Origin of the sequence: Phaeovulum vinaykumarii (assembly GCF_900156695.1) — a bacterium.
In the GTDB taxonomy this organism is placed as follows: domain Bacteria; phylum Pseudomonadota; class Alphaproteobacteria; order Rhodobacterales; family Rhodobacteraceae; genus Bieblia_A; species Bieblia_A vinaykumarii.
This window is the reverse complement of record NZ_FTOM01000001.1, coordinates 891492-917610: the sequence shown is the minus strand read 5'-3', so window position 1 is coordinate 917610 and position 26119 is coordinate 891492. Positions and strand designations below refer to the sequence as shown.

Annotated in this window: 26 protein-coding genes; 17 read left to right on the top strand and 9 right to left on the bottom strand. The window is 69.4% G+C overall.

Going from position 1 to position 26119, the window contains the following annotated elements:
• Positions 1-80: 80 nt before the first annotated feature.
• The 8 genes from BW949_RS04245 to BW949_RS04210 all read left to right on the top strand — a co-directional run bounded on the left by BW949_RS04245 (position 81) and on the right by BW949_RS04210 (position 5667).
• On the top strand, positions 81-320 hold the full coding sequence (locus BW949_RS04245; RefSeq protein ID WP_076363631.1) for a GlsB/YeaQ/YmgE family stress response membrane protein: 240 nt from the start codon (positions 81-83) through the stop codon (positions 318-320).
• A gap of 118 nt (positions 321-438) precedes the next feature.
• Positions 439-1197: a pyridoxine 5'-phosphate synthase gene (locus BW949_RS04240; RefSeq protein WP_076363630.1), complete on the top strand. Its 759-nt coding sequence runs from the start codon at positions 439-441 to the stop codon at positions 1195-1197.
• Positions 1194-1595, top strand: coding sequence for a holo-ACP synthase (gene acpS / locus BW949_RS04235; protein WP_076363629.1), 402 nt, complete (start codon positions 1194-1196; stop codon positions 1593-1595). The genes BW949_RS04240 and acpS overlap by 4 nt, the downstream gene beginning before the upstream one ends.
• A gap of 58 nt (positions 1596-1653) precedes the next feature.
• Positions 1654-2436, top strand: coding sequence for a signal peptidase I (gene lepB, locus BW949_RS04230; protein WP_076363628.1), 783 nt, complete (start codon positions 1654-1656; stop codon positions 2434-2436).
• A complete protein-coding gene (gene rnc / locus BW949_RS04225; protein WP_076363627.1) occupies positions 2433-3122 on the top strand; it encodes a ribonuclease III in 690 nt (229 codons plus the stop codon). The genes lepB and rnc overlap by 4 nt, the downstream gene beginning before the upstream one ends.
• Positions 3115-4059, top strand: coding sequence for a GTPase Era (gene era / locus BW949_RS04220; protein WP_076363626.1), 945 nt, complete (start codon positions 3115-3117; stop codon positions 4057-4059). The genes rnc and era overlap by 8 nt, the downstream gene beginning before the upstream one ends.
• Positions 4049-4390, top strand: coding sequence for a DUF1491 family protein (locus tag BW949_RS04215; RefSeq protein WP_076363625.1), 342 nt, complete (start codon positions 4049-4051; stop codon positions 4388-4390). Before era ends, BW949_RS04215 begins: the two co-directional genes overlap by 11 nt.
• A gap of 143 nt (positions 4391-4533) precedes the next feature.
• Complete coding sequence (locus BW949_RS04210; RefSeq protein ID WP_076363624.1) at positions 4534-5667, top strand: polysaccharide biosynthesis/export family protein; 1134 nt, start codon at positions 4534-4536, stop codon at positions 5665-5667.
• 85 nt (positions 5668-5752) lie between these two features.
• Here BW949_RS04210 and BW949_RS04205 read toward each other — a convergent pair whose 3' ends face one another.
• The 4 genes from BW949_RS04205 to folK form a co-directional block, all read right to left on the bottom strand.
• Entirely contained in the window at positions 5753-6463 is a 711-nt protein-coding gene (locus tag BW949_RS04205; protein WP_076363623.1) for a DUF2062 domain-containing protein, read from the bottom strand.
• A gap of 36 nt (positions 6464-6499) precedes the next feature.
• A complete protein-coding gene (locus BW949_RS04200) occupies positions 6500-8617 on the bottom strand; it encodes a RelA/SpoT family protein (protein WP_076363622.1) in 2118 nt (705 codons plus the stop codon).
• Between the two features lie 33 nt (positions 8618-8650).
• Positions 8651-9007 (bottom strand): DNA-directed RNA polymerase subunit omega, encoded by a 357-nt coding sequence (rpoZ, locus tag BW949_RS04195; protein WP_076363621.1) that lies wholly within the window; start codon positions 9005-9007, stop codon positions 8651-8653.
• Between the two features lie 88 nt (positions 9008-9095).
• The gene (gene folK, locus BW949_RS04190; RefSeq protein WP_076363620.1) at positions 9096-9677 is read right to left on the bottom strand and encodes a 2-amino-4-hydroxy-6-hydroxymethyldihydropteridine diphosphokinase; all 582 of its coding nucleotides are present in this window, start codon (positions 9675-9677) and stop codon (positions 9096-9098) included.
• A gap of 102 nt (positions 9678-9779) precedes the next feature.
• Here folK and BW949_RS04185 point away from each other — a divergent pair, with 102 nt between their 5' ends.
• The 5 genes from BW949_RS04185 (at position 9780) to recO (ending at position 13419) form a co-directional block, all read left to right on the top strand.
• Positions 9780-10349, top strand: a complete 570-nt coding sequence (locus BW949_RS04185; protein ID WP_076363619.1) for a LabA-like NYN domain-containing protein — start codon at positions 9780-9782, stop codon at positions 10347-10349.
• Positions 10350-10502: 153 nt separating this feature from the next.
• Positions 10503-11459, top strand: coding sequence for a 4-hydroxy-3-methylbut-2-enyl diphosphate reductase (ispH, locus tag BW949_RS04180; protein WP_076363618.1), 957 nt, complete (start codon positions 10503-10505; stop codon positions 11457-11459).
• A 60-nt stretch (positions 11460-11519) separates the two neighbouring features.
• Positions 11520-12122 (top strand): LysE family translocator, encoded by a 603-nt coding sequence (locus BW949_RS04175; RefSeq protein ID WP_076363617.1) that lies wholly within the window; start codon positions 11520-11522, stop codon positions 12120-12122.
• On the top strand, positions 12119-12577 hold the full coding sequence (gene rnhA, locus BW949_RS04170; protein ID WP_076363616.1) for a ribonuclease HI: 459 nt from the start codon (positions 12119-12121) through the stop codon (positions 12575-12577). The genes BW949_RS04175 and rnhA overlap by 4 nt, the downstream gene beginning before the upstream one ends.
• 95 nt (positions 12578-12672) lie before the next feature.
• Positions 12673-13419 carry a DNA repair protein RecO gene (gene recO, locus BW949_RS04165; RefSeq protein WP_076363615.1) on the top strand — a complete coding sequence of 249 codons (747 nt, stop codon included), beginning with the start codon at positions 12673-12675 and terminating at the stop codon, positions 13417-13419.
• A gap of 54 nt (positions 13420-13473) precedes the next feature.
• On the opposite strand, the gene BW949_RS04160 is transcribed toward recO, so the two are convergent.
• Both BW949_RS04160 and BW949_RS04155 read right to left on the bottom strand, forming a co-directional pair.
• Positions 13474-15147: an acyl-CoA dehydrogenase family protein gene (locus tag BW949_RS04160; RefSeq protein ID WP_076363614.1), complete on the bottom strand. Its 1674-nt coding sequence runs from the start codon at positions 15145-15147 to the stop codon at positions 13474-13476.
• A gap of 112 nt (positions 15148-15259) precedes the next feature.
• Positions 15260-15940 carry a Hint domain-containing protein gene (locus tag BW949_RS04155; RefSeq protein ID WP_076363613.1) on the bottom strand — a complete coding sequence of 227 codons (681 nt, stop codon included), beginning with the start codon at positions 15938-15940 and terminating at the stop codon, positions 15260-15262.
• A 199-nt stretch (positions 15941-16139) separates the two neighbouring features.
• On the opposite strand from BW949_RS04155, the gene dapE reads away from it, so the two are divergent.
• On the top strand, positions 16140-17303 hold the full coding sequence (gene dapE, locus BW949_RS04150; RefSeq protein ID WP_076363612.1) for a succinyl-diaminopimelate desuccinylase: 1164 nt from the start codon (positions 16140-16142) through the stop codon (positions 17301-17303).
• 52 nt (positions 17304-17355) lie between these two features.
• Positions 17356-19605 carry a ribonuclease R gene (gene rnr / locus BW949_RS04145; RefSeq protein ID WP_076363611.1) on the top strand — a complete coding sequence of 750 codons (2250 nt, stop codon included), beginning with the start codon at positions 17356-17358 and terminating at the stop codon, positions 19603-19605.
• Between the two features lie 44 nt (positions 19606-19649).
• Here rnr and BW949_RS04140 read toward each other — a convergent pair whose 3' ends face one another.
• The 3 genes from BW949_RS04140 to BW949_RS04130 all read right to left on the bottom strand — a co-directional run bounded on the left by BW949_RS04140 (position 19650) and on the right by BW949_RS04130 (position 23786).
• Complete coding sequence (locus BW949_RS04140; protein ID WP_076363610.1) at positions 19650-20393, bottom strand: CatB-related O-acetyltransferase; 744 nt, start codon at positions 20391-20393, stop codon at positions 19650-19652.
• Positions 20394-20403: 10 nt separating this feature from the next.
• Positions 20404-22890, bottom strand: coding sequence for a glycosyltransferase (locus BW949_RS04135; RefSeq protein WP_159440041.1), 2487 nt, complete (start codon positions 22888-22890; stop codon positions 20404-20406).
• 98 nt (positions 22891-22988) lie between these two features.
• Positions 22989-23786 carry an ABC transporter permease gene (locus BW949_RS04130; protein WP_076363608.1) on the bottom strand — a complete coding sequence of 266 codons (798 nt, stop codon included), beginning with the start codon at positions 23784-23786 and terminating at the stop codon, positions 22989-22991.
• A gap of 548 nt (positions 23787-24334) precedes the next feature.
• On the opposite strand from BW949_RS04130, the gene BW949_RS04120 reads away from it, so the two are divergent.
• Together BW949_RS04120 and BW949_RS04115 are read left to right on the top strand one after the other, a co-directional pair.
• Entirely contained in the window at positions 24335-25456 is a 1122-nt protein-coding gene (locus BW949_RS04120; protein ID WP_235816190.1) for a KpsE/RkpR family capsule polysaccharide export protein, read from the top strand.
• A gap of 2 nt (positions 25457-25458) precedes the next feature.
• A complete protein-coding gene (locus BW949_RS04115) occupies positions 25459-26118 on the top strand; it encodes an ABC transporter ATP-binding protein (protein ID WP_076363606.1) in 660 nt (219 codons plus the stop codon).
• The last annotated feature ends 1 nt before the right edge of the window (position 26119 follow it).

Genomic DNA, 26119 nt, shown 5'->3' with positions numbered 1-26119 from the left:
GCCCATCGCAGGGCGCGGCCCTTGCGGCGGAAGGGGGCCAGGGCCCATATTCACCGGGACAGGCGGCGGAGGGTTTTCCCATGTCATTCGTGATGCTTCTGATCGTGGGCGCGGCCGCGGGGTTCCTGGCCACGCGCTTCATGCGGCTGGATACCGACGTGCCGACGACGATCGCCATCGGGGTGCTGGGCGCGCTGGTCGGCGGGCTGGTTCTGCGGGTGCTGATCGCCATGGCCGGCTGGATGGCGGGGTTTGTCGGCGCCGTCCTGGGCGCGATGGCGCTGATCTGGGCCTGGCAGACCTACGGCCCGCGGCGCTGAGATCGCCCGCTTCTCACCCGGCCCGCGAATGCCCTCGGATCTGTGATCCCGGCGCGCGCTTTGCCCGTTGAGCTTTGCGCGCCGCACGCTAGGGTCGGCGCAAATCAGGAGACGCCCGATGACCCAGAGCCCCGAGCTGCGCCTTGGCGTGAATATCGACCACGTGGCCACCATCCGCAACGCGCGCGGCTCGGCCTATCCCGATCCGGTGCGCGCGGCGATCCTGGCCGAGGAAGCCGGCGCCGACGGCATCACCGCCCATCTGCGCGAGGATCGCCGCCACATCCACGACAGCGACATCGCGCGGCTGATGGGCGCGCTCCGCGGTCCGCTCAATCTCGAGATGGCCGCCACCGACGAGATGCAGGCGATCGCGCTGCGCCATGTGCCCCATGCAGCCTGCATCGTCCCCGAACGCCGGCAGGAGCGCACCACCGAGGGCGGTCTGGACGTGGCCGGCGACGAGGCGCGGATGACGCGCTTCATTGCGCCCCTGCGCGAGGCCGGGATCCGCGTGTCGCTGTTCATCGGCCACCAGCCCGCCCAGATCGAGGCCGCTGCGCGCGCCGGTGCCGCTGTGGTCGAGCTGCACACCGGGGCCTATTGCGACCTGCATGCCGAGGGCCAACAGGAGGCGCGCGACGCCGAGCTGGCCGCGCTGCGCGAGGGGGCGAAACGGGCGGCCGATCTGGGGCTTGAGGTGCACGCGGGCCACGGGCTGACCTTCGACACGGTGGGGCCGATCGCCGCATTCCCCGAGGTGCGCGAGCTCAACATCGGGCATTTCCTGATCGCCGAGGCGGTGTTCATCGGCCTTGGCCCGGCCATCGCGGAAATGCGCCGGCAGATGGATCTGGCCCGCGGAGGCGCGGCGTGATCCTGGGCGTCGGCACCGATCTGGCCAATATCGAGCGCATCGCCGGCACGCTCGAACGGTTCGGCGACCGGTTCCGCACCCGCGTCTTCACCGACACCGAGATCGCCAAGGCCGAGGCCCGCGCCGACACGCCCGGCACCTATGCCAAGCGCTGGGCCGCCAAGGAGGCCTGCTCGAAGGCACTGGGCACGGGGCTGCGCATGGGCATCTCGTGGAAGGACATGGCCGTCACCAACCTGCCCACCGGCCAGCCGGTGATGGCGCTGACCGGCTGGGCGGCCGAACGGCTGAAGGCGATGACCCCGCCCGGCCACGAAGCGGTGGTGCATGTCACGCTGACCGACGATCACCCCTGGGCCCAGGCCTTCGTGGTCATCGAGGCGCGCGCCCTTCCTTGACAATCGGGCCTCCGAGGGGCCAGAGAAACGCGCAATCGGCAGCAGAGGCGGGCATCTCATGGCAAATGCGGCGAAGGAAGGTCTGATCGAGACCGTCAAGACGGTGGTCTACGCGCTCCTGATCGCGGGCGTCTTCCGCACGCTGTTCTTCCAGCCGTTCTGGATCCCCTCGGGCAGCATGAAGGACACGCTGCTGATCGGGGATTTCCTGTTCGTCAACAAGATGGCCTATGGCTATTCGCGCCATTCCTGCCCGTTCTCGATGTGCCCGATCTCGGGGCGCATCCTGGCCTCCGAGCCCGAGCGCGGCGATGTGGTGGTGTTCCGCCATCCCACCCGCGGGGTCGACTTCATCAAGCGCCTGATCGGCCTGCCGGGCGACCGCATCCAGATGATCAACGGCGTGCTGCACATCAACGGCGCCCCGGTCACGCTGACCGACGGCGGCATGTTCGCCGAGGAAAAGGATCTTCAGGGCCCCAACGGGCTGATCCCCCGCTGCGTCAATGACCCGGTGGGCCGCGGCGGCGTCTGCCAGAAGGAGCGCGAGCTCGAGACGCTGCCGGGCGGGCGCACCCATTCGATCCTGAACATCACCGACTTCTGGGTGGCCGACAACACGCCCGAATTCCTGGTGCCGCCGGGCAATTACTTCTTCATGGGCGACAACCGCGACAATTCCGAGGACAGCCGCTTCCCGGCCTCGTCGGGCGGCCTGGGCTTCGTGCCGGCCGAATATCTGATCGGGCGGGCCGACCGGATCATGTTCTCGTCGGCGGGGCGGTCGCTGTTCTATGTCTGGACCTGGCGTCCCGACCGTTTCTTCAAGGCAATCGAGTGAAGATCGCAGCCGATACCGAGGATTTCGCCCGCCGCCTGGGCTACAGCTTCACGCGTCCCGAGCTGCTGGCGCGCGCGCTGACGCATTCGTCGATCTCGACCAAGGCGCGGCCCGACAACCAGCGGCTGGAATTCCTGGGTGACCGCGTGCTGGGCCTGGTGATGGCCGAGGCGCTGATGAAGGCCGACCGCGCCGCCTCCGAAGGCCAGCTTGCGCCGCGCTTCAACGCGCTGGTGCGCAAGGAGACCTGCGCCGAGATCGCCCGCGAGATCGGCCTGGGCGACGTGTTGCGGCTGGGCCGGTCCGAGATGATGTCGGGCGGCCGGCGCAAGGAGGCGCTGCTGGGCGACGCGATGGAAGCCGTGATCGCCGCGGTCTATCTGGATGCGGGCTTTGACGTGGCGCGGGATCTGATCCTGCGGCTCTGGGGGGCGCGGGTGAATGCCGCCGAGACCGTGTCGCGCGATGCCAAGACCGCGCTTCAGGAATGGGCGCAGGCGCGTGGCCTTGCGCGCCCCGAATATGTTGAATTGCGCCGCGAAGGGCCCGATCATGCCCCGCAGTTCACCGTTGAGGTGCGGCTGTCCTCGGGCGAGAGCGCCACGGCGACCACCGCGCCCAAGCGCGCCGCCGAACAGGCCGCCGCGCGCACGCTTCTGAACCGGCTGGAGGCCAAGCATGGCTGAGACGACCCCCGTGGATGACCTGCCCGCCGACGCGCCCACCCGCGCGGGCTTCGTGGCGCTGATCGGCGAACCCAACGCCGGCAAGTCCACGCTGCTGAACCGGATGGTGGGGGCCAAGGTCTCGATCGTCACGCACAAGGTGCAGACCACGCGCGCGCGCATCCGCGGCGTGGCGATGGAGGGCGCCGCGCAGCTTGTCTTCGTGGACACGCCCGGCCTTTTCCGTCCGCGCCGCCGGCTTGACCGCGCCATGGTCGCCGCGGCCTGGGGGGGCGCGGGCGATGCCGATGTCGTCGTGCTGCTGGTCGAGGCCCACCGCGGTCTGACCGAGGGCGTCACGCGCATCCTTGAGGGCCTGCGCGAGAAGGTGGGCGACCGCCCCGTGGCGCTGGCCATCAACAAGATCGACCGGGTCAAGGCCGAGGTTCTGCTGGGCCTCTCGGCCGAGCTTAACGCGGCCTTCGAATTCCGCCGCACCTTCATGATCTCGGCCGAGAAGGGCTATGGCGTCGACGACCTGCGCCGCTGGCTGGCCGGGCTGATGCCCGAGAGCCCCTGGCTCTACCCCGAGGACCAGATCGCCGACCTGCCGATGCGCATGATCGCCGCCGAGATCACCCGCGAGAAGCTGACCCTGCGGCTGCACGAGGAATTGCCCTATCAGCTGACCGTCGAGACCGAAGCCTGGGAAGACCGCCCCGACGGCTCGACCCGGATCGACCAGATCGTCTATGTCGCGCGCGAAGGGCACAAGGGCATCGTGCTGGGCCACAAGGGCGAGACGATCAAGGCCGTGGGCCAGGCCGCGCGCACGGATCTGTGCCAGTTCCTGGACCGCAAGGTGCATCTGTTCATCCAGGTCAAGCTGCGCGAGAACTGGCTCAATGAGGCCGAGCGCTATTCCGAGATGGGCCTCGACTTCCGCGATGGCGACTGAGCCGCGGCTGGCGGCGGGCCTGTGGGTCGCGGCCTATCTGGCGCGGTTGCAGGCGGCCGCGATCCCGGCCTATGTGACCGCGCGGGGCGATGACACGGCCGGCGCGGTGATGGTCAAATGCGCGCGCCTTGACGGCACCGCGCAGCTGCATGAACGCCAGTATGACCCGTTCGCCGACACCCGCGCCTGGGTCTGTATCGCGGATGCCCCCGAGGCCGAGATCGACGCCCGGATCGCGCGGTCGCGGGCGCGCGATCCCGATCTGTGGGTGCTCGAGATCGAGAGCCGCGAGGGGCGCACGCTTCTGGACGAACCGGGCCTGTCCGGGTGACCTTCAGGACACGTTTGACGACAGACCTGCCTCCGACCCCTCGCGGGCGCCATTCGCGCCTTGTATCAGGGGCATAATCTACGCATACCGGGACGGACCCTGGGGGGGTCGATCAGGTCATGCGATCGGGGGAGGCAGTCCGAATGATGCCAAATCGTCGTGCGGTTCTGGCCGCGGGTGCTGCCTTCGTGGTTGCGGGATGCAGCCTGCCGCGGGGGGCCGCGCTCCGCTCCGAGGTGCTGCGCGGCAAGGACGCCGCCGAGGCGGGATTTGCCCATTACGCCATCGACCGTGACTTTCTGGCCGTCCTCAAGGATTGGCCCGCCGGGCTGCACCATGAACGGCGCGTCTGGCCGGGGCACAGCCGCGGGGCGGATGGGCTGATCATCACCCGGGGCGACCGCGTGGAAATCGCGGTCTGGGAAAACGACGAGAATTCTCTTCTGACCGGGGCGGGGCAGCCCTCGACGCCGCTGCAACCCTCGATCGTGTCGGCCAGCGGGCGCATCTTCGTGCCCTATGTCGGCGAGATGCGCGTGGCCGGCATGTCGCCCCAGCACGCCCGCGCCGCCATCCAGGAGCGGCTGGAAGAGCTGATCCCCGCCGCCCAGGTGCAGCTGAGCGTGACGCCGGGCCCGAAGAATGCCGTCGATCTGGTCAGCGGGGTGGCCCGGCCCGGTTCGGTGCCGCTGACCGACCGTTCGATCACCGTGCTGGGCGCCATCGCGCAGGGCGGGGGCGTCGCGCCCGGCCTCGAAAACCCGCAGGTGCGGCTGATCCGCGGCGGGCGGGTCTACATCAGCTCGCTGGACGAATTGTCCGAAGACCCGCGCCGCGATACTGCGCTGCGTGCCGGCGACAAGCTGATCGTCGAAAAGGACCGGCGCTATTTCGTGGCCATGGGCGCGCAGGCCCGCGAGGAGCTGGTGCCCTTTGCCAAGGACCGGATCTCGGCGCTCGAGGCGGTGACGATCGCGGGCGGGCTGGCCGATAATCGCGCCAATGCCAAGGGCGTGCTGATCTTGCGCGAATATGCCCCCGAGGTGGTGCAGCCGCGTCCCGAAGCGGGGCCCGACGCGCCGTTGCCGGTTGCGCCCGAACATGCGCGGGTCGTGTTCTCGATGGATCTGACCAGCGCAGACGGGCTGTTCTCGGCGCAGAATTTCCCGATCGAACCGCGCGATTTGGTGCTGGCGACCGAATCGCCGGTGGTCTCGGCGCGCTCGATCCTTGGGCTTCTGGGGACCAGCGTCGGCGTCGCAAACGCCGCCGACTGAGCCCCGCCGTCCCGACGCCCGGACCGCGGGGGAGGGGGCGCCAGAACCGGGGTCGCCAGAACCGGGGGCGGCCCGCGTCGGTGTCTCAGAGCGGGGGCGTTTCGGGCGACTTGCGGTGCAAAGGTGCGGTGCCCTCGGATGCTGGGCGCGCCTCGGCGTCCTCGGCCTTCTGCGCCAGCCGCGCCTTCAGCTTCTCGAAACGTTCCTTCAGGCGCGTGCGGCGGCGGTTCTGATAGGCCAGGATCAGCGGCAAGGTCAGCCGGTGACAGATCAGCCCCGCGATCAGGCCGGGGATCAGCCCGCCCACCAGATAGGGCAGGAACACATCCGGGAAGAACCGCGCCAGCCCGCCCCAGCGGGTGGGATCATCGGTGAAGATGGCCACGGCATTGTGCTGGATGTCATAGCCCGCGGCCATGAAGGCCTCGAGCAGCGTATCCTGATGCTCGACCGAATATTGCCCGCCCAGCATCCACTTGCCCAGCCACATCGCGACATAGGCGATGACCGGGAAGGTCAGCGGATTGCCGAAGAAGGTTGCGATCAGCGCCGCCAGGATATTGCCGCGGATCACCCAGGCGATGGCCGCCGCGGTCAGGAAATGGAACCCGAAGAGCGGCGTGAACGAGGTCAGCACCCCGGCCAGCACCCCGCGCGCGATGCGGTGCGGCGTGTCGGGCAGCCGGCGAATTCTGTGGGTGATGTAATAGGCCGCGCGCGTCCAGCCACCACGGGGCCAGAAGACCTCGGTCAGAACCCGATGCAGCGGTCGTGGGTCGCGCCTCTTGAAGACCAAGTTCTATCCTTCCATGCCCAGGGGACACTCCTGCCCTCAGGGTTTGCGCGCGAGATCCCGGTGCCTTTCCACCTGCGCCACGTCGCTCTCCGCCTCGAGCGCCGTCAACAGGTTGTGCAGATGCTCCACGTCGCGCAACTCGACTTCTAGCTCCAAAGAGTAATAATCCGGTTTGCGATCGACGAAGTGCAGGTTGGAAATATTCGCCTTCTGGGTTCCGATCAAGGTGCACAGATGTCCCAGAACCCCGGCATCATTGGCGATGGTCAGATCCAGGCTGACGCTGTATTCGGCCGGATGGCGCCCGGAATGCCAGTGCAGGTCGACCCAGCGTTCGGGCTGTTCCTCGAAATCGGCCAGCGCGGGGCAATCGGCGGCGTGGATGACGACGCCCTTGCCGCGATAGGTGATGCCGATGATCCGCTCGCCGGGCAGCGGCTGGCAGCATGCGGCGCGGCGGAAGGTCTGGTCGGCGGCCAGGCCCAGCACCGCGCGGGCGGTGTCGATCTCGTCGTCCGGGCGCGAGGCCAGCTCGGGATAGAGCGTCTCGATCACCTCGCGCGCGGTCATCTCGGCCGATCCGATCCGCGCCAGAAGCTCGTCGGGGTCGCCCACGCCCAGCGTCTTGGCCGCGGTGCGCAGCGCCTTGTCGGTGACCTTGCGGCCCACATGTTCGAAGGCCACGCGCACCAGTTCGGTGCCCAGCTTGATGAAGCGGGTGCGGTCTTCCTCGCGCAGGGATTTGCGGATCGCCCCCTTGGCGCGGCCGGTCACCACGATGTCAAGCCAGCTGGCCTGCGGGCGCTGGCCCGCGGCGGTGATGATCTCGACCGCCTGGCCGTTCTTGAGCCGGGTCCACAGCGGCACGCGGATCCCGTCCACCTTGGCGCCGACGCAGGAATTGCCGATCCGGGTGTGGATCGCGTAGGCATAGTCGATCGGCGTGGCGCCCTTGGGCAGCTTCACCACGTCGCCCTTGGGGGTGAAGCAGAACACCTGATCGGAATACATCTCGAGCTTCACGTTCTCGAGGAATTCGTCGTTGTCGCCTTCCTGGAAGCGTTCGGTCAGCGTGGCGATCCATTTCGCGGGATCGACGGCAAAGGGGTTCTGGGCGCGCACCCCCTCGCGGTAGGACCAATGCGCCGCCACGCCCGATTCGGCGACCTCGTGCATCTGGCGGGTGCGGATCTGCACCTCGACGCGCACGCCGTCGCGGCCCGAGACGGTGGTGTGGATCGAGCGATAGCCGTTCGACTTGGGCTGGCTGATGTAATCCTTGAACCGGCCCGGCACCGCCCGCCAGCGCTGGTGGATGACGCCCAGCACGCGGTAGCAATCGGCCTCGGTGCGGGTGATGACGCGAAAGCCGTAGATGTCGGACAGCGACGAGAAGGAAAGCTGCTTTTCCTCCATCTTGCGCCAGATCGAATAGGGGCGCTTGGCGCGGCCGAAGACATCGGCCTCGATGCCGGCGCGGTCCATCTCGGCGCGGATATCGGCGGTGATCCTGGGGATCAGGTCGCCGGTCTCGCGCTGGAGCGTGACGAACCGGCGGATGATCGAGGTGCGGGCCTCGGGGTTCAGCACCTTGAAGCTCAGATCCTCAAGCTCCTCGCGCATCCATTGCATGCCCATGCGCCCGGCCAGCGGCGCATAGATCTCCATGGTCTCGCGGGCCTTCTGCGCCTGTTTCTCGGGGCGCATCGACCGGATGGTGCGCATGTTGTGCAGCCGGTCGGCCAGCTTGACCAGGATCACCCGCAGATCCTTGGACATGGCCATGAACAGCTTGCGGAAATTCTCGGCCTGCTTGCTTTCGGAAGAGGACAGCTGAAGGTTGGTCAGCTTGGTGACGCCATCGACCAGCTCGGCCACGTCATGCCCGAAGAGCCCCTCGACCTCGGTGTAGGTCGAGCGCGTGTCCTCGATCGTGTCGTGCAGAAGGGCGGTGACGATGGTCGCGTCGTCCAGCCGCTGTTCGGTCAGGATGGCGGCAACGGCGACGGGATGGGTGAAATAGGGCTCGCCGGACTTGCGGAATTGCCCGTCATGCATCCGCAGGCCGTAATCATAGGCCCGGCGGATCAGATCGGCATTGGTGCGCGGGTTATAGTTGCGGACGAGCGCGACCAGATCCTCGACGTCGATCATTCCCGTCCGCACGCCTTTCCTGTCGGGGGCGCCTTATTCGCGGCCCTGGGCTTCCATCAGCGCGCGCAGCATGCGCTCTTCGGACATGTCGTCCTCGGCGGGGCGGTCGGCGGCTTCGCCCGACATCAGCAGCGACATCTGATCGTCCTCGGGTTCGTCGACCTCGATCTGGGTCTGATGCGATTCGATCAGACGTTCGCGCAGGTCGTCGGCCGATTGGGTTTCCTCGGCGATCTCGCGCAGCGCAACGACGGGGTTCTTGTCGTTGTCACGCTCCACCGTCAGCGGCGCACCGGCGGCCACTTCGCGCGCGCGATGGGCGGCCAGCATCACCAGTTCGAACCGGTTCGGGACCTTGTCAACGCAATCTTCAACCGTCACGCGGGCCATGTGATGCTCCTTCCGGGGGGCGGGGTGAGTGGCCTATCTAAGCCTTCAGCGCCCTCTTGACAAGCGCCGAGTGCCGCGAAACCGGCCGTCAAAGCGGGCGGATTGCCGCTTTTTCGGCCGCGGGAAGGGCGGCGCACATCTCGGCCACGCTCCGGCCCAGGAGCGGGTGGCGCCAATGGGCGGCGATCTCGGCCAGCGGCACCAGCACGAAGGCGCGGTCCTGAAGGCGCGGATGCGGCAGGATCAGCCGGTCGGGGGCGGCCTGCATCTGCGCGGCGGCGGGCAGGTTCATCCATTCGGCCTGGCCCGCGACGTCGGGCAGGATCAGATCCCCCGCGCCCAGCAGGTCCAGATCCAGCGTGCGCGGCCCCCAGCGCCGCTGCCGCTGACGCCCGGCCTCGGCCTCGATCGCGTGCAGCCGCGCCAGCACCTCGGCCGGCGCCAGCCCCGGCGCCCGCAGCACCGCGCAGGCATTGACGAAATCGGGGCCCGAACCGGGCGGGTAGGCGGGCGTCCGGAAAAAGCGGCTGATCACGGTGGGAAAGAGGCCGCGCGCCGGCATCTGCGCCAGCGCGAAGGTCAGGGTCTCGCGGATCTGTGATGCTCCGTTGGGCAGGTTTCCGCCCAGCCCCACCAGAAATGGCCTATTATCTGAAAAGGCAGATTTCATGATATGCTCCCGACGTCTAGTTCTTGACGATCTTGCGACGTCTTCAATTTGCGGCGCGCCGAGCGCCGGTTTCGCCCCAAGGGGCAGGAAAGGGAAGCATTTATGTTCTACAAGGACGAACGGCTGGCGCTGTTCATCGATGGCGCGAACCTCTATGCGGCGGCCAAGGCGCTGGGGTTCGATATCGACTACAAGCTTCTTCGCCAGGAGTTCGAGCGCCGCGGCAAGCTGGTGCGTGCCTTCTATTACACCGCCCTTCTCGAGAACGAGGAATATTCGCCCATCCGTCCGCTGGTCGACTGGCTGCATTACAACGGCTACGCGATGGTGACCAAGCCGGCCAAGGAATACACCGACTCGATGGGCCGCCGGAAGGTCAAGGGCAACATGGACATCGAGCTGGCCGTGAACGCCATGGAACTGGCGCCGCGGCTGGATCATGCGGTGCTGTTCTCGGGCGACGGCGACTTCCGGCCCCTGGTCGAAAGCCTCCAGCGCCAGGGCGTGCGGGTCTCGGTCGTCTCGACCATCCGCAGCCAGCCGCCGATGATCGCCGACGAATTGCGCCGCCAGGCCGACAATTTCATCGAACTGGACGCCCTGCGCGAAGTGATCGGCCGCCCCCCGCGCGAACCCCGCCCCGAGCGCGAGGACGCCCCCGCCGAGACCTGACCGGCGCGCCCTTCGTCGCCGTGCCTGCGGCCTGCCGTGGTCATCTTCGCGTGAGAGGGGGGCTGCGGCGGGATGGAGGCTGGACGCGCGGCGCCCATGTGCTTACCTCTCGGAAAGCGCGAAACTGGCCCGCAGGACGACAGGAAAGACCCCATGCCCAAGCCTTCTCTCGATCTCTACCTTGCCGCGCCGCGTGGCTTCTGCGCCGGTGTCGACCGCGCGATCCGCATCGTGGAGATGGCGCTCGAGAAATGGGGCGCGCCGGTCTATGTCCGCCACGAGATCGTGCACAACAAATACGTTGTGGAAACGCTGCGCGCCAAGGGCGCCGTCTTCGTGGAAGAGCTGGACGAATGCCCCGTTGACCGTCCGGTGATCTTTTCGGCGCATGGCGTGCCGAAATCCGTCCCCGAGGAGGCCGAGCGCCGCGGCATGACCGTCGTGGACGCCACCTGCCCGCTGGTGACCAAGGTCCATCTCGAGGCCGCGCGCCACAGCGAGGAAGGGCTCCAGATGGTCATGATCGGCCACAAGGGCCACCCCGAGACCGTGGGCACCATGGGCCAGCTGCCCGAAGGCGAGGTGCTTCTGGTCGAAAGCGTCGAGGATGTGGCCAAGATCGAGCCGCGCGACCCCGCGAAGCTGGCCTTCATCACCCAGACCACCCTTTCGGTCGATGACACCCGCGGCATCGTCGCCGCGCTCGAGGCGCGCTTCCCCGGCATCTCGGGCCCCTCGCGCGAGGATATCTGCTACGCCACCACCAACCGCCAGGGCGCGGTCAAGGCGCTGGCCGAGAAGGTCGAGGCGATCCTGGTGCTGGGCTCGCCCACCTCGTCGAACTCGCGCCGCCTGGTCGAGGTCGCCCGCGCCGCCGGCTGCGCCCGCGCCCAATTGGTCGAACGCGCCGACGTGATTGATTTCGACGCGCTGGCGGGGGTGAAATCCATCGGTATCACCGCCGGCGCCAGCGCCCCCGAGGTGCTGGTCGACGAGGTGATCGCGGCCTTCCGCGACCGCTATGATGTCACCCTGGGCACCGTCGAGACCCTGAAGGAACGCGTGGAATTCAAGCTGCCGCGCATTGTCCGGGTCACCGACGACGCCTGATCTGCCGGGCTCTCCGGCCTTTCGCGCGCCCGGCCGGGCCGCTTTCCTGCCCGAGGACACATGTCGCCCGAATTCCTGCTGACCGCTCTGGTCGTCTGTCTCGCGCCGGGGATCGGCGTGCTCTACACGCTGTCGATGACGCTGGGGGGCGGGCTGCGCGCGGGCCTCTGGGCAGCGCTGGGCTGCACCATCGCCACGATCGTGCATCTGGGCGTGGCGATCCTGGGGCTGGCGGCGGTGCTGCACACCAGCGCGGTCCTGTTCCAGACGATCAAGTTCGCGGGCGTGGCCTATCTGTTGTGGATGGCCTGGGGCACGCTTCAGGGCCGCGGCGGTCTGACCCCGCGCCCCGAGGCGCCGGGCACCACCCTGCGCATCGTCAGCCGCGGCATCCTTCTGAACCTGCTCAATCCGAAACTGCCGATGTTCTTCCTGGCCTTCCTGCCGCAATTCCTGGCCCCCGGCGCCGGCACCGCCGAGATGACCGGGCTGGGTCTGGGCTTTGCCGCGATGACCTTTGCCGTCTTCGCCCTTTATGCCGGGCTGGCCGCCAGCGGCCGCGAGGCGGCCCTGTCCAGCCCCACGATCATGGCCTGGCTGCGCCGGCTCTTTGCGGCGGCCTTTGCCGGGCTGGGGCTGAAACTGGCGCTGGAGCGGGCATGAGCGCGATGGAAATCCACGCCTGGACCGATGGCGCCTGTTCGGGAAATCCCGGTCCGGGGGGCTGGGGGGTGCTGCTGCGGGCGCTGCGCGGCGGCGAGATCCTGCGCGAGCGCGAGCTGAACGGCGGCGAGGCCGACACCACCAACAACCGCATGGAGCTGATGGCGGCGATCTCGGCGCTCGAGACGCTGGAGCGCCCCTCCGAGATCGTGCTGACGACCGATTCCGCCTATGTGAAGAACGGCGTCACTGGCTGGATCCACGGCTGGAAGAAGAACGGCTGGAAGACGGCCGACCGCAAGCCGGTCAAGAATGTCGATCTGTGGCAGCGTCTGGACGCGGCGCAGGCGCGCCACAAGGTGCGCTGGGAATGGATCAAGGGCCACGCCGGCCACCCCGAGAACGAACGCGCCGACGAGCTGGCCCGCGCCGGCATGGCGCCGTTCAAGCGCTGAGCGGCGGTGCCAGCGCACGCACGATAGGGGCGGGCCCCCAGAACGACGGTTCCCAGAGCGACAGGCCCCAGAGCGACGGGCCCAGAGAGACAAGCATGGACTGGCAGGACGAAGGCAGCGTTCTTTCGATGCGCCGGCACGGCGAGACCTCGGCCATCCTCGAGGTGCTGACCCGCGATCATGGCCGCCACGCCGGGGTGGTGCGCGGCGGCGCCTCGCGCCGGCAGGCGGCGCATCTGCAACCGGGCACGCGGCTGGCCCTGTCCTGGCGGGCGCGGCTTGACGACCATCTGGGCGTCTTCACGGTGGAACCGGCGCGCGCGCGGGCGGGTATCCTGTCCGATCCGGGCGCGCTGATGGCGCTCAATTCCGTCTGTGCGCTGGTCCGCTTTGCCCTGCCCGAGCGCGACCCCCATCCCGTTCTCTTTGCCGTGACGGAAACGCTTCTGGACCTGCTGGCTGCGGGGGACGCGGGCTGGCCGCGGGCCTATCTGTGCTGGGAGCGCGACTTCCTACAGGAGATGGGCTTCGGGCTGGACCTGTCGGCCTGCGCGGTGACGGGAACGGCCGAGGGGCTGGTTCATGTCAGCCCGCGCACCGGCCGCGCGGTCAGCGCCGCGGGGGCAGGCGTCTGGGCCGACCGGCTGTTGCCGCTGCCGCCCTGCCTGCGCGCCGAGGAGGCCGCGGCGCCCCCCGCCGACATCCTGGCCGGGCTGGCCACGACCGGACATTTCCTCGAACGTCACCTGGCGCCGGAACTGGTGGGCAAGCCGCTGCCGGCGGCGCGGGCGCGCCTTGTGGCCGGGCTGTCGGCGCGGGTTGCCGGAGGGGGCGCGAAATGAAGAGGGCGCATCCGAAGATGCGCCCTGCCTTGCGTGCCGAATGCGACCGATGGCTCAGCCGCGGGTGTCGAGAAGCCGGCGCGCAATCACCTGTGCCTGGATCTCGGCGGCGCCCTCGAAGATGTTGAGAATGCGCGCGTCGCACAGGATGCGCGAGATCTGATATTCCAGCGCGAAGCCGTTGCCGCCGTGGATCTGGAGCGCGTTGTCGGCGCAGGCCCAGGCGACGCGGGCGCCCAGCAGCTTGGCCATCCCCGCTTCGAGATCGCAGCGGTGGTCGTGGTCCTTTTCCCAGGCCGAGGAATAGGTGAGCTGGCGCGCGATCATGATCTCGACCGCCATCATCGCCAGCTTGCCGGCCACGCGCGGGAATTCGATCAGCGCCTTGCCGAACTGCTTGCGGTCCTCGCCATAGCGCATCCCGGTTTCCAGCGCCGATTGCGCAACCCCCACGGCGCGCGCGGCGGTCTGGATGCGGGCGCTCTCGAAGGTCTGCATCAGCTGCTTGAAGCCCTGGCCCTCGACGCCGCCCAGAAGGTTCTCGCCCTTCACGCGGAAGCCGTCAAAGCCCAGCTCGTATTCCTTCATGCCGCGATAGCCCAGAACCTCGATCTCGCCGCCGGTCATGCCGGGGGTGGGGAACGGGGCTTCATCGGTGCCCGGCGTCTTTTCCGCCAGGAACATCGACAGTCCCTTGTAATCGGTGGTGGCGGGATCGGTGCGCGCCAGCAGCGTCATCACATGGGTGCGCGCGGCATGGGTGATCCAGGTCTTGTTGCCGGTCACCACCCAATCGTCGCCGTCGCGCACCGCGCGCGTGCGCAGGCTGCCCAGGTCCGAGCCGGTGTTGGGTTCGGTGAAGACCGCGGTGGGCAGGATCTCGCCCGAGGCCAGCGCCGGCAGCCATTTGTGTTTCTGCTCCTCGGTGCCGCCGCACAGGATCAGCTCGGCTGCGATCTCGGAGCGCGTCCCCAGGCTGCCCACGCCGATATAGCCGCGCGAAAGCTCCTCGGAGACCACGACCATCGACGCCTTGGACAGGCCCAGCCCGCCGTATTCCTCGGGGATGGTCAGGCCGAACACGCCCAGCTCGGCCAGCTCCTGGATGATCTCCATCGGGATCAGCTCATCCTTGAGGTGCCATTCATGGGCGTTCGGGACCACGCGGTCCTCGGCATAGCGGCGGAACTGCTCGCGGATCATCTCCAGATCCTCGTCGAGCCCGGTTTCGCCGAAGGTGGCCTTGCCGTGGTTCTCGCGCATCAGCGCCACCAGCGCCGCGCGCGCGGCCGCGGTGTTGCCACCCGCGATCAGCGCCGCGGCCGCGGGGCCCGGCGTCCAGCTCTGGCCCAGATCGGCCAGGCGCGCGGTTTCGTTCTGGCTCATCGGGATGCCGCCGGCGATCTGCGAGAGGTATTCGCCAAAGCCGATCTGGAGAAGCAGCGCCTCCATGTCGCCGAAGCGGCCCGCCTCCGACAGACGCCCCGCCCAGGCGCGCATCTGGCGCAGCGACTGGGCATAGGTGGCCAGCCAGGCCAGCGCATGCGCCTCGAACTGGCGCGTCTCCAGAAGCGCGCCCTTGATGCGGCCGCCTTCGGTGACCTCGGCGGCCAGGGCATCGGTGGACCCCTTCAGAAGCGCGTCCACCTCGGGCAGCGCGGCTTCGGTCAGGGCAAGCAGATCGGCAAGCAAAGCGGTCTTCGGCATATCGCCCCCATCATGCGGCATGAATCGAGTCCTCCTCGTGATTGCCGGATGGATTAGACATTTTGCAGGTGCAGCGCAATTAAAATTCGCGCGCGCGGCATGGCGCGAAGCATTCTGTCGTGGTGAATCGCGTTCAGGCGGCCTGCGCGGGGGATGGCGCAGGGGGGAGCGCAGGTTCGGGCCGGGGCGCGCGGCGGTCTGTGGCGGCCGCCAGCAGGACGCGGGCCTCGTGGGCGCGCAGGAGCGGGCGGGCCGGGCGGAAGGCTGCGACCCGGTCCGCGCCGGGAAACAGCGCCAGAAGGGCCGCCCGATCCGCTGCCGCCATGCCCGCCAGCACCGCCGGGCCGGGGCGGAAGCTTTCGCTGGCCAGCCCGGCCGACATCACGATGTGGTGGGTGCGAAAGGCAAGATGGACATAGGTTGCGGTTCCCCCCGCGATCCGGCGCACGCTTTGGCCGTCGATCAGGTCGCGCGCGGCGATCAGCACCTCGGGCGTGCCGAACAGCAATTCCGCCAGCGGGTCGCGGATCAGGATGCGGTGCTGGGCCGAGACGCGCAGGCACGCATGCGGACCGAAGGTCTCCGCGGCGATCTCGATCGGGGCCTGTGCGCCCTGGGCTGCGACCTGGCGCGCGCCCACCCACACCAGGGGCTGCGCGCCGGCATCGCGGGTCAGCACCCGGTCGCCGGGGCGCAGGGTCTCGACCGGGCGCGGCCCGGAAGGGGTCAGGATCGGGGTGCCGGCCACGAAACAGGGAATGGTGGCGCCCGCATCCGGCGCCGCAAGCGGCGCGGACAACATGTCTTGGGTCATCTGCTCGTCTCTTGCCCGCGCGGCCCGCACGTCTTTTGCGCCGGTGCCTGCCGCGGGCCCTCTTGTCTTGCGACAGCCTGCCATGCGGTCACGGGGCTGTTAACCGCTTTTGCGCGCGGTCTGCCGGCCCTTGCCCCGCGGGTGGCGCTGGGGCAACACTGCCGCCGATCCCAACCCGCGCCGCAAGGAGGCCTGCCCCATGTCCGCCGCCCCGTTTTCCCCCGTCGATCCCGTGGACCTGACCGCGCGGCTGATCCGCTGTCCGTCGGTGACCCCGGCCGATGCGGGCGCGCTGGATCTTGCCGCGGCGCTGCTGGAGGAGGCGGGCTTTGCCGTGACACGGATCCCGCGCAACGGCGTTCCCAATCTCTTTGCGCGCTGGGGGGCGCGGGACGCCACGCGGCGCTTTGGCTTCAACGGCCATACCGATGTGGTCCCGGTGGGCGACGGCGCGGCCTGGCAGCGCGACCCGTTCGGGGGTGAAATCGTCGATGGTGTTCTGTGGGGGCGCGGGGCCACGGACATGAAATCGGGGGTGGCGGCCTTTCTGGCGGCGGCGGTCGATTTCGTGCGCCGGACGCCCCCCGCCGATGGCGCCGTGGTCGTCACCCTGACCGGCGACGAGGAAGGCCCCGCCCGTGACGGCACCCGCGCGATCCTCGACTGGATGGCGGCGCAGGGCGAGGGGATGGACGTCTGCCTGGTCGGCGAGCCCACCTGCCCCGAGGCCCTGGGCCAGATGATGAAGGTGGGCCGGCGCGGCTCGATCACCGCCTATATCACCGCGCAGGGCGTGCAGGGGCACGTTGCCTATCCGCATCGCGCGCGCAATCCGCTGCACGGGCTGACCGCGCTTCTGGGGCGGCTGGTCACCTGGCCGCTGGATGCGGGCACCGCGCATTTCGACCCCTCCTCGCTCCAGATCACCACGATCGACTGCGGCAACCCGGCCAATAACGTCATTCCCGCCGAGGCGCGCGCCACGCTCAATATCCGCTTCAACGACGCCCATACCGGCACCAGCCTGTCGGAATGGCTGCGCAGCCATGCCGCGGCCGTCGAGGAGGAAACCGGCATCCGGCTGAGCCTTCGCACCGAGATCTCGGGCGAGAGCTTCCTGACCGCGCCGGGCGATTTCACCGAGCTGGTCGCCGCCGCCGTCGAGGCCGAGACCGGGCTTCGCCCCGAGGCCTCGACCTCGGGGGGCACGTCGGATGCGCGCTTCATCAAGGATCTGTGCCCGGTGGTGGAATTCGGTCTGGTGGGCCAGACCATGCATCAGGTCGACGAGCGCGTGCCGACCGCGCAGATCGAGACGCTGAAGGCGATCTACGGGCGGATTCTGGCGCAGTATTTCGCCTGAACCTGCGCGATTGCCGGTGACGAGTTCCCGCGCGCGTGATAGCTCGGGAGACATGAGCGACCTGCCCACCAAGGAAGAGATCCTGGCCTGGATCAAGGACCACCCCGAGGACAACTCGCGGCGGGACATCGCACGCGCCTTCGGCATCAAGGGCGCGGCCAAGATCGAACTGAAACGCCTGCTCAAGGAGATGGCCGAGGCTGGCCAGATCGAGCGTCACCGCAAGCGCTTCACCGATCCCGACCGCCTGCCGCCCGTCGCCGTTCTGGAGGTGACAGGCCCCGATGAGGCGGGCGATCTGCTGGCCCGGCCGCTGGAATGGACCGGGCAGGGCGCGGCCCCGCGCGTGCGCGTGATCGACCGTCCCGAGGGGCCGGCGCTGGGCCGCGGCGACCGCATCCTTGCGCGCATGACCGAGGTCGAGGGCGGCTATGAGGCCCGGCCCATCCGCCGCATCGGCGTGGCCAGCCACCGCGTCGTGGGCATCTTCCGCAAGGGCGCCGAGGGCGGCCGCATCACCCCCATCGACAAGGGCGCGGACAAGGAATGGATCGTGCCCGCGGGCGCCACGCTTGACGCGCGCGACGGCGAATTGGTCGAGGGCGAGCAAACCGGCCCGCGCGGGCGCATGGGCCTGCCGCGGGCGCGGGTGCTCGAACGGCTGGGCGATCCGTCGGCGCCGCGCGCGATCTCGCTGATCGCCATCCATCAGCATGCCATCCCCGACGACTTTCCCGATGCCGTCATCGCCGAGGCCGACCGTGCCCATCCCGCCGGCCCCGAGGGCCGCGAGGATCTGACCGATCTGCCCTTCGTGACCATCGACCCCGCCGATGCGCGCGACCGCGACGACGCCTGTTTCGCCGCCCCCGACGATGACCCCGCCAATGACGGCGGCCATGTCATCTGGGTCGCCATCGCCGATGTGGCCCATTACGTCACCCCCGGCTCGGCGCTGGACCGCGAGGCCCGCAAGCGCGGCAATTCCACCTACTTCCCCGACCGGGTGGTGCCGATGCTGCCCGAGCGGCTGTCGAACGACCTGTGTTCGCTGCATCCCGGCGTGCCGCGCGCGGTGATCGCGGTGCGCATGAAGATCGACGCCACCGGCAACAAGATCGGCCACCGCTTCGCCCGCGCGATCATCCGCTCGCGCGCGGGGCTGGCCTACGAGGAGGTGCAGGCCGCGCAGGACGGCCGGCCCGCGCCCGCGCTCGAACCCCTCTGCGCGCCGGTGATCGCGCCGCTCTATGCTGCCTATGACGCGCTGGTGATGGCGCGGCGCGCGCGCCAGCCGCTGGATCTTGACCTGCCCGAACGCCAGATCGTGCTGTCGGAGACGGGCGCGGTCAGCTCGGTGCGGTTCAAGGATCGGCTCGATGCGCATCGGCTGATCGAGGAATTCATGGTGCTGGCCAATGTCGCCGCCGCCGAGGAGCTGGAGCGTCTGCGCCGCCCGCTTCTCTATCGCGTCCACGAGGAACCCAGCCCCGAGAAGCTCGACGCCCTGCGCGAGGTCGCCCAGGCCTCGGGCTTCGTTCTGGCCAAGGGGCAGGTGCTGCGCACGGCCCATCTCAACCGGCTCCTGTCGCAGGCCGAGGGCACCGAGTTCGACGAGCTGATGAACATCTCGACCCTGCGTTCGATGACCCAGGCCTATTACGCGCCGCAGAACCTGGGCCATTTCGGGCTGGCGCTGCGGTCCTATGCGCATTTCACCTCGCCCATCCGGCGCTATTCCGACCTGATCGTGCATCGCGCGCTGATCTCGGGGCATCGCTGGGGCAAGGACGGGCTGTCGCCCGAGGAGATCGAGACGCTGTCGGAGACGGCCGAGCATATCTCCGAGACCGAGCGGCGGTCGATGGCCGCCGAGCGCGACACCACCGACCGCTATCTGGCGGCCTATCTGGCCGACCGCGTGGGCAATGAATTCACCGGGCGGATCAGCGGCGTGCAGAAATTCGGCGCCTTCGTGAAGCTGGACGAGACCGGCGCCGACGGGCTGGTGCCGATCCGCGGGATCGGGCGCGAGTTCTTTCATTACGACCGCGACCGCCAGGAGCTGATCGGCTCGGAGACCGGGCTGACCATCGGCATCGGCCAGCGGGTGACGGTGCGGCTGTCCGAGGCGGTGCCGATGACCGGCGGGCTGATGCTCGAGCTGCTCGAGATCGAGGGCGGGCCGATGCCGGGCGGTGCGGGCCCGAACGGCAAGAAGCCGCGCGGGCGCAAGCTGGCCGCGCTCAAGGCGCGCGAACGCGGGGTGGCGCGCAAGGTCCGGCGCACGCGGCGGCGCTGACGCGCGGCCGGGGGCCTTGCCGTGCGCTCAGGGGGGGCCGTGGCTCAGGGGTGCCCGTGGCGCAGGTCGATCACGCGCGGGGCGAACTCCGGCGTGCCCTGCATGGCCTCGATCCCGTCCAGGAAGGCGTCGGGCCGGGTCGGGTCCAGATGCGCCATCTGCCAGGGCGCGAACCGCCACCAGCGCGCGGCCTGAAAGCGCGCGATCAGCTCGGGCGCGAAGCGGTGCCGTTTCAGCCGCGCGGGATTGCCGGCCACGATCCCGTAGGCGGGCACGTCGTGCACCACAACCGATCCCGCCGCCACCACCGCGCCATTGCCGATGCTGACGCCCGCGCGCACGAAGGCGCCATGCCCGATCCAGACATCATGGCCGATATGGGTGGGCCGCAGCGTCTCGGGGGCGCTGGGCGGCACGGGCGCCCATGCAGCCAGTTCCGGCCCGCCGGGAAAGTCCTGTCCCACCGCCAGCATTCCGGCATCGAAGAAGGCCGGGCTGGTCGAGATCCAGTGCATCGGGTGGTTGTGCCGGCCGATCTGCACATCCTCGCCGAACGAGCAATAGCGCCCGATCCGCGCGGCAAAGCAATAGCCCGAGGCCTGATAGGAAAACGCCCCCATCTCCAGCGAATGGTCATAGCGCGTGGCCTTCAGGCCGGCGGGCGCCTCGATCACGCTGGCGCGCGGCAGGCGGACCTTGCCGATCAGTGGCAGGCGGGCGCGGATCTCGATGCCGGCGGCGCGCAGGCGGCGCGGCGACAGGCTGACATGGGTGCTGGCTTGGGTCATGGCGTGCGGCTCATCCTGGGGCGTCGGGTGGGGGGAACAGCGCGTCGAATTGCCGGGCCAGCGCCGCCGCGGCCTGTGCGGGGTCGGCCTCGGGGGGCAGGGCGATGACATGGCCATTGGGCGCGCGGGCCGCGGCCTCGGCCTGGGCGCCCAGATCGAAGGTCAGAACCGGCAGGCCGGTGGCCAGGGCCTCGTGGGTGGTGAAGGAAAAGGTCTCGGGCCAGACCGAGGGGATCGTCCAGGCCCCGATCCCGTGGCGCCGCGCCAGCGCGGGGATGTCGGGGCGCGCGTAATCGCCCTGCACCGTGACCGAGGCCGGCAGCGGGTGCCGCGGGTCGGTGTTGCCGATCACCACCAGCCGCGGCGCCCCCGGCAGGCGCGCCAGATGCGCCAGCACTTCGAGGCCCTTGGCCTGGTTGATGTTGCCCAGCACCCCCAGCGCGGGCCGGGGCGTGGCCGGCGGGCTCAGCCGGGGCAGATCGGCCAGAAGGCGGTGGGGGCGCGTCTCGATCCGCCCGGCCAGATCGGGCCAGACCCCGGCCACGATGGCGCGGCTGGCCTGCGAGAAGACCACCAGCCGCGCCTCGGGCCGCGCGGCCAGATCGTGCCAGCGCGCGCGCCAGTCGGCCAGCGACAGGCCCTGCCCCTGCGGGCCGGGCGCGCGATGGGCGGGATCGGCGCAATCTGCGGCCGGCACGCCGCGCCAGCGCCCGTCGGCGTCCAGCAGCGTGAAGGCGGGCGAAAGCGGGAAGTAATCGTGAAACAGGATCTCGAGCCCGTCGCCGGGCCGGTGCAGCGCGCCCAGCACCGCGGGCAGGCCGGCCGGGTCGGGGTCGCCCACGCCGCAGGAATAGACCAGCTTGCGCCGCGCGACCGGCGCCAGAAGGCGCATCACCAGATCCAGATCCTCGGTCTCGCCCGAGATCGGGGGCAGATCGGGCAGGTGCAGCTCGACCCGCCAGCGCCGCGGCCCGCCCACGCGCAGCACGATCGCGGCGCCCGCACCTTCGGGGCGGCAATCTTCGGCAAGGCGGCGCGCCAGCCAGTGATCGGCGCCGCCCCCCAGCGCATGCGCCAGATAGATCGGCAGGGCTGGGCGCGGGGCGGGGGCGGGATCGGCGCCGGTCGCGGCCCAGGCGATGGCCAGCGCCAGCCGCGGCGTGGCCAGCGGATCGGCGGCGATGAAGCGCTGCACCTCGAGGCCGAAGTCGGGATAGCGGCGCTGGAGGATGCGGTTGTTGGTCTCGATCAGGCGGCGCTTCTCGGCGCTGCCGAAGGAGGCCCCGCCGCGATGTTCGACAAAGAGGGCGGGCTGGGCCACATGGCGCGCGCCCATTGCGCGCAGCCGGCACGACCAGTCCACTTCTTCGCCGTAGCCGCGGCCGAAGGCGGGGTCGAAGCCCGGCGCCTTGCGCAGCCAGTCGGGCGCGATCGCCATGCAGAACCCCACCCCGCAGGGCAGATCGGCCAGCCCCGCCAGCGGGTGAAACCCCGCCGCCACGGTGTCGATGGCGTCGCCCTGTCCGGGCGCCAGCGGGCGGGCGCGGCTGACCAGCGGCACCGAGGTATTCTCGGCGTCGTTCGACATCGGCGTGACCGAGGCCACCTGCGGATCGCCCAGCGGCGCGATCAGCCGGCTGGCCCAGTTCGGCGGCACCAGCGCGTCGGAATTCAGCAAGATGACCGGATCGTCCCAGGCCAGCGCCTCGGCCAGCGCGCGGTTGACCGACCCGATGAAGCCCAGATTGGCGGCGTTTTCCAGGAGCCGCACGCGCCCCGGATGCGCGGCATTCCGCGCCGCCGCCCAGTCGCGCAGCCAGGGCCGCACCCGCGCATCGGTCGAGCAATCCTCGACCACGATCGCGCGCCAATCAAGGTCGGTGTGGCGCACCACCCGCTCCAGCGTCTCGGGCAGAAGGTCAAAGGCGTTGAAGACCGGCACCACCAGCGTGACGCGGGCGGCCGCGGGCGGGGTGGGGCGCGGCCCGTCCCACAGCGCGGGGTCCAGCCGGCCCGCGGGCGGCTCGACCCAGAGCCCCAGCGCCTTGCGGATGCGCGGGCGCAGGCTGGGGTCATGGCTTTTCAGGAAGCGCAGGACCAGGGGCGTTGCGCGCGCAAGGCACAGCGCGAAACGCGGCATCAGCGCCCGGCGCGCGCGGCGGCGCAGCTTTTCCGAAGGCCCGGCGATGGGCGCGCGCACCACGCCATCCGTCAGGACAAGGGGGCCGGTTCCATCGGGCACCGACACCGAGAAGCCGCGTGCGCCCGCGGGGGTGCCGTCAGGCGCAGCCATGTCAAGCGGGATGGGCAGGACCGGGCCGTCGGCGTCGCACAGCTGCCAGTTGCCCGGCATCAGCCACCCCGAGATCCACAGCCGGCTGCCGCGCAGCGCGACCGCAGCCACCTGCCCGCGATCGCCCAGCGCCGGGCCGGGGCAGGACAGGTGCAGGTTCTGGGCCAGGTACCGCGCGAACAGGCCTTGCAGTCTGGGGATCATCGGCATCGACCTCGCATGGCTGTCCGGCGATGGGCTTTGGAATAGGTCAGCGCTGTGCCCCTGTCCAGCGATGCGGGCGTTCAGTGGATGCGGGCGACCTAGTAATCGGTCAGCGCGCGGTGGTGGCGGTAAAGCAGCAAGAGCCCCACCAGCAAAAGCACCATCGACACCGCGCAGACATAGGTCAGCGAGATATAGTCGCCCCGGTAATTGGCGTAGAAGCCGCGCCGCATCTCGCCCACCACATGCACCAGCGGATTGAACCACAGCCAGTCGCGGCCCACGCGCGGCACGTCCTCGAAGATGAAGAAGATGCACGAGACGATGAACAGCGGGCGGGTCACGATCTGCCAGATCCTTTCCCAGGCGGGAAAGGCCGTCATCAGGTAGCAGTTGAACGTCCCCACCCCGGCGGCCAGCAGTGCGGTGACCAGATAGGCGCGCAGGATCGTGGCATGATCGAGGATCGCGCGGGTCTCGAACAGGCCCAGGATGGCGATGAAGATGATATAGCCGACCATCAGATGGGTCAGCGATACCAGCAGCAGCCGAGCCAGCAGCGCATCGACATAGGTCACCGCCGGATAGGCCAGCAGCGGCTTCGAGAAGCGGATCGCGGTCGCCATCTTGTTGGCGACCTCGTTGAACATCATGAAGGGCAGATAGCCCGTGGCATAGAACAGCGGAAAGGAGGTGCCCAGCGAAGGTGCGTGCAAGACCAGCGCGAAGATCGCGCTGATCAGCGCCAGCGCCGCGACGGGTTCGGCCACCGCCCAGAGATACCCGCCCGGCGAGCGGCCATAGCTTGTCGCCATCTCGCGCAGCATCAGGGCCACGACGGTGCGCGGGGTGGCGGCGCGGCGCATCCGCTGGCCCTTGGAGAAAAGCCGTTCCATGCCTTCGGTCCATTCGCTGGAAGCCTGTCGGGTGCGGGCGGGGCCGCGCGGGCGGCCAGCAAAAATCTGGCGCCTCGGGAAGGCATTATGTATGAATGCCCGCAGATACGCAATCAGACCAGCAGGTTGGCCCCGTGCCCGAAGAGAAACCGCAGCCGCCCAAGGCCGCCGAGCCGTCGCCCCGACCTGCGCCCCAGGACGGAGCCCCCGCATCCGCCGCGCGCCCCCCGGCTGCGGCCGCGGGCCGCGGGCCCGGTCAGGGGCAAGCGCCCGGACAAGGGGCGCGACAGGGACAGGGTGTCGGACAGGGTGCTGCGGGACAAGCGGCGGCGGGCCAGCGCGCCGGGGTCGGGCAGGGTGCCGGCGGGGCGGCCGGACAGGGCCAGCCCCGCCCCGCAGCCGCGGGACAAGGCCAGGCGCGACCGGGACAAGCAGGGCAGGGGCAAGCAGGACAGGGACCGGGGCAGGCGCGCCCCGGACAACCGGGGCAAGGCCAGCCGGGCCGGGCGCAACCTGCCCCCGCGCCGCAGGTCATCACCATGTTGCCCATGGCCGAACCGGCGCAGATCGAAACCCGCCACCGCTGGCTGATCGGCGCCTTCTTCGGCGTCGTCATCCTGCCCGTCCTGCTGGCGGCGGCCTATCTGTGGATCATCGCCGAGGACCAATATGCCTCGACGGTCGCCTTCTCGGTCCGCAAGGAGGAGATGGACAGCTCGCTCGACCTTCTGGGCGGGATCTCGAAACTGTCGGGCTCGTCGACCTCGGACACCGATGTCCTTTATGAATACATCCAGTCCCAGGATCTGGTGCAGAACATCGACCGCGATCTCGATCTGAAGGCCATGTTCGGCAAGGCCTGGCCGGGCGACCCGGTCTTCGCCTTCGACCCGTCGGGCACGATCGAGGATCTGGTCGATCAATGGGAAGACCAGGTGCGCGTGCTCTACGACACCGGCACCGGCATCATCACCGTGCGCGTCCAGGCCTTCACCCCCGAGGACGCGACCGCCATCGCCACCGCCGTCTTCGACCGCTCGAGCAAGCTGGTCAACGACATCTCCTCGATCGCGCGCGAGGACATGACCCGCTATACCCGCGAGGAACTGGACCGCGCGGTCGAGCGTCTCAAGCAGGCGCGCCAGGATCTGACCGCCTTCCGTCTGCGCAGCCGGATCGTGGACCCGCAGGCCGATCTTCAGGGGCAGATGGGGGTTCTCAACACGCTTCAGGCGCAACTGGCCGAGACATTGGTCGAGCTGGATCTCCTGCGTGAAAGCGTGCGCGAGAACGACCCGCGCGTGACCCAGGCCGAGCGCCGCATCGACGCGATCCGCCGCCGGATCGAGGACGAGCGCAACAAGTTCACCGAGAACGCCAATGATCCCGCCGCCGAGAACTATGCCACCTTGATGGCCGAGTTCGAGCGCCTTTCGGTCGACCTGCAATTCGCCGAGGAAGCCTATCGCACCGCGCTGGCCGCGCATGATTCCGCCGTGGCCGAGGCCCAGCGCCAGTCGCGCTATCTGGCCGCGCATATCCGCCCCACCCATGCCGAGAAATCGGAATTTCCGCGCCGCTGGATGCTGCTGGGGCTGACCGGGCTCTTTGCGCTGCTGACCTGGGCGGTGGGCGCGCTGGTCTATTACAGCATCCGGGACCGCCGCTAGGGATGATCCGGCTCGAGCATCTGCGCAAGGTCTACGTGATCAAGGGCCATCAAAAGGTGGTGGCCGACGATATCTGCGCGACCTTTCCCACCGGGGTTTCGGTGGCGCTTCTGGGGCGCAACGGGGCCGGCAAATCCAGCCTGATGCGGATGATCGCGGGCACGATGGACCCGACCTCGGGGCGGGTGGTGACCGACGGCGCGGTGTCGTGGCCGGTGGGGTTTGCGGGGTCGTTCCACCCCGATCTGACCGGGGCGCAGAACGCGCGCTTCGTGGCGCGGGTCTATGGCGTGAACAGCCAGCAGCTGAGCGATTTCGTCGAGGATTTCGCCGAGCTGGGGCCGCATTTCCACCTGCCCTTCGGCACCTATTCCTCGGGGATGCGCTCGCGGCTGGCCTTCGGCGTGTCGATGGGCATTCCCTTCGACACCTATCTGGTGGACGAGGTGACCTCGGTCGGCGATGCCCAGTTCCGCCGCAAGAGCGATGCGGTTTTCTTCGAGCGGATGAAGACCTCGGGCGCGGTGGTGGTCAGCCATTCCATGGGCATGATCCGGCGGCTGTGCACGATGGGCGCGGTGCTTGAAGACGGCAAGCTGACCATGTTCGACAATGTCGAGGACGCCATCGCCGCGCATGAACGCAACATGGGCGTGGCCTGAG

Coding starts and splice junctions, on each gene's coding strand:
- BW949_RS04210 (WP_076363624.1), top strand. CDS start 4,534: ATGATGCCAAATCGTCGTGCGGTTCTGGCCGCGGGTGCTGCCTTCGTG.
- dapE (WP_076363612.1), top strand. CDS start 16,140: ATGTCCGCCGCCCCGTTTTCCCCCGTCGATCCCGTGGACCTGACCGCG.
- BW949_RS04155 (WP_076363613.1), bottom strand. CDS start 15,940: ATGACCCAAGACATGTTGTCCGCGCCGCTTGCGGCGCCGGATGCGGGC.
- era (WP_076363626.1), top strand. CDS start 3,115: ATGGCTGAGACGACCCCCGTGGATGACCTGCCCGCCGACGCGCCCACC.
- BW949_RS04215 (WP_076363625.1), top strand. CDS start 4,049: ATGGCGACTGAGCCGCGGCTGGCGGCGGGCCTGTGGGTCGCGGCCTAT.
- BW949_RS04200 (WP_076363622.1), bottom strand. CDS start 8,617: ATGATCGACGTCGAGGATCTGGTCGCGCTCGTCCGCAACTATAACCCG.
- BW949_RS04245 (WP_076363631.1), top strand. CDS start 81: ATGTCATTCGTGATGCTTCTGATCGTGGGCGCGGCCGCGGGGTTCCTG.
- BW949_RS04185 (WP_076363619.1), top strand. CDS start 9,780: ATGTTCTACAAGGACGAACGGCTGGCGCTGTTCATCGATGGCGCGAAC.
- ispH (WP_076363618.1), top strand. CDS start 10,503: ATGCCCAAGCCTTCTCTCGATCTCTACCTTGCCGCGCCGCGTGGCTTC.
- BW949_RS04135 (WP_159440041.1), bottom strand. CDS start 22,890: ATGATCCCCAGACTGCAAGGCCTGTTCGCGCGGTACCTGGCCCAGAAC.
- rnhA (WP_076363616.1), top strand. CDS start 12,119: ATGAGCGCGATGGAAATCCACGCCTGGACCGATGGCGCCTGTTCGGGA.
- BW949_RS04130 (WP_076363608.1), bottom strand. CDS start 23,786: ATGGAACGGCTTTTCTCCAAGGGCCAGCGGATGCGCCGCGCCGCCACC.
- BW949_RS04120 (WP_235816190.1), top strand. CDS start 24,335: ATGGCCGAACCGGCGCAGATCGAAACCCGCCACCGCTGGCTGATCGGC.
- BW949_RS04115 (WP_076363606.1), top strand. CDS start 25,459: ATGATCCGGCTCGAGCATCTGCGCAAGGTCTACGTGATCAAGGGCCAT.
- BW949_RS04240 (WP_076363630.1), top strand. CDS start 439: ATGACCCAGAGCCCCGAGCTGCGCCTTGGCGTGAATATCGACCACGTG.
- recO (WP_076363615.1), top strand. CDS start 12,673: ATGGACTGGCAGGACGAAGGCAGCGTTCTTTCGATGCGCCGGCACGGC.
- rpoZ (WP_076363621.1), bottom strand. CDS start 9,007: ATGGCCCGCGTGACGGTTGAAGATTGCGTTGACAAGGTCCCGAACCGG.
- BW949_RS04160 (WP_076363614.1), bottom strand. CDS start 15,147: ATGCCGCATGATGGGGGCGATATGCCGAAGACCGCTTTGCTTGCCGAT.
- lepB (WP_076363628.1), top strand. CDS start 1,654: ATGGCAAATGCGGCGAAGGAAGGTCTGATCGAGACCGTCAAGACGGTG.
- BW949_RS04140 (WP_076363610.1), bottom strand. CDS start 20,393: ATGACCCAAGCCAGCACCCATGTCAGCCTGTCGCCGCGCCGCCTGCGC.
- folK (WP_076363620.1), bottom strand. CDS start 9,677: ATGAAATCTGCCTTTTCAGATAATAGGCCATTTCTGGTGGGGCTGGGC.
- rnr (WP_076363611.1), top strand. CDS start 17,356: ATGAGCGACCTGCCCACCAAGGAAGAGATCCTGGCCTGGATCAAGGAC.
- BW949_RS04175 (WP_076363617.1), top strand. CDS start 11,520: ATGTCGCCCGAATTCCTGCTGACCGCTCTGGTCGTCTGTCTCGCGCCG.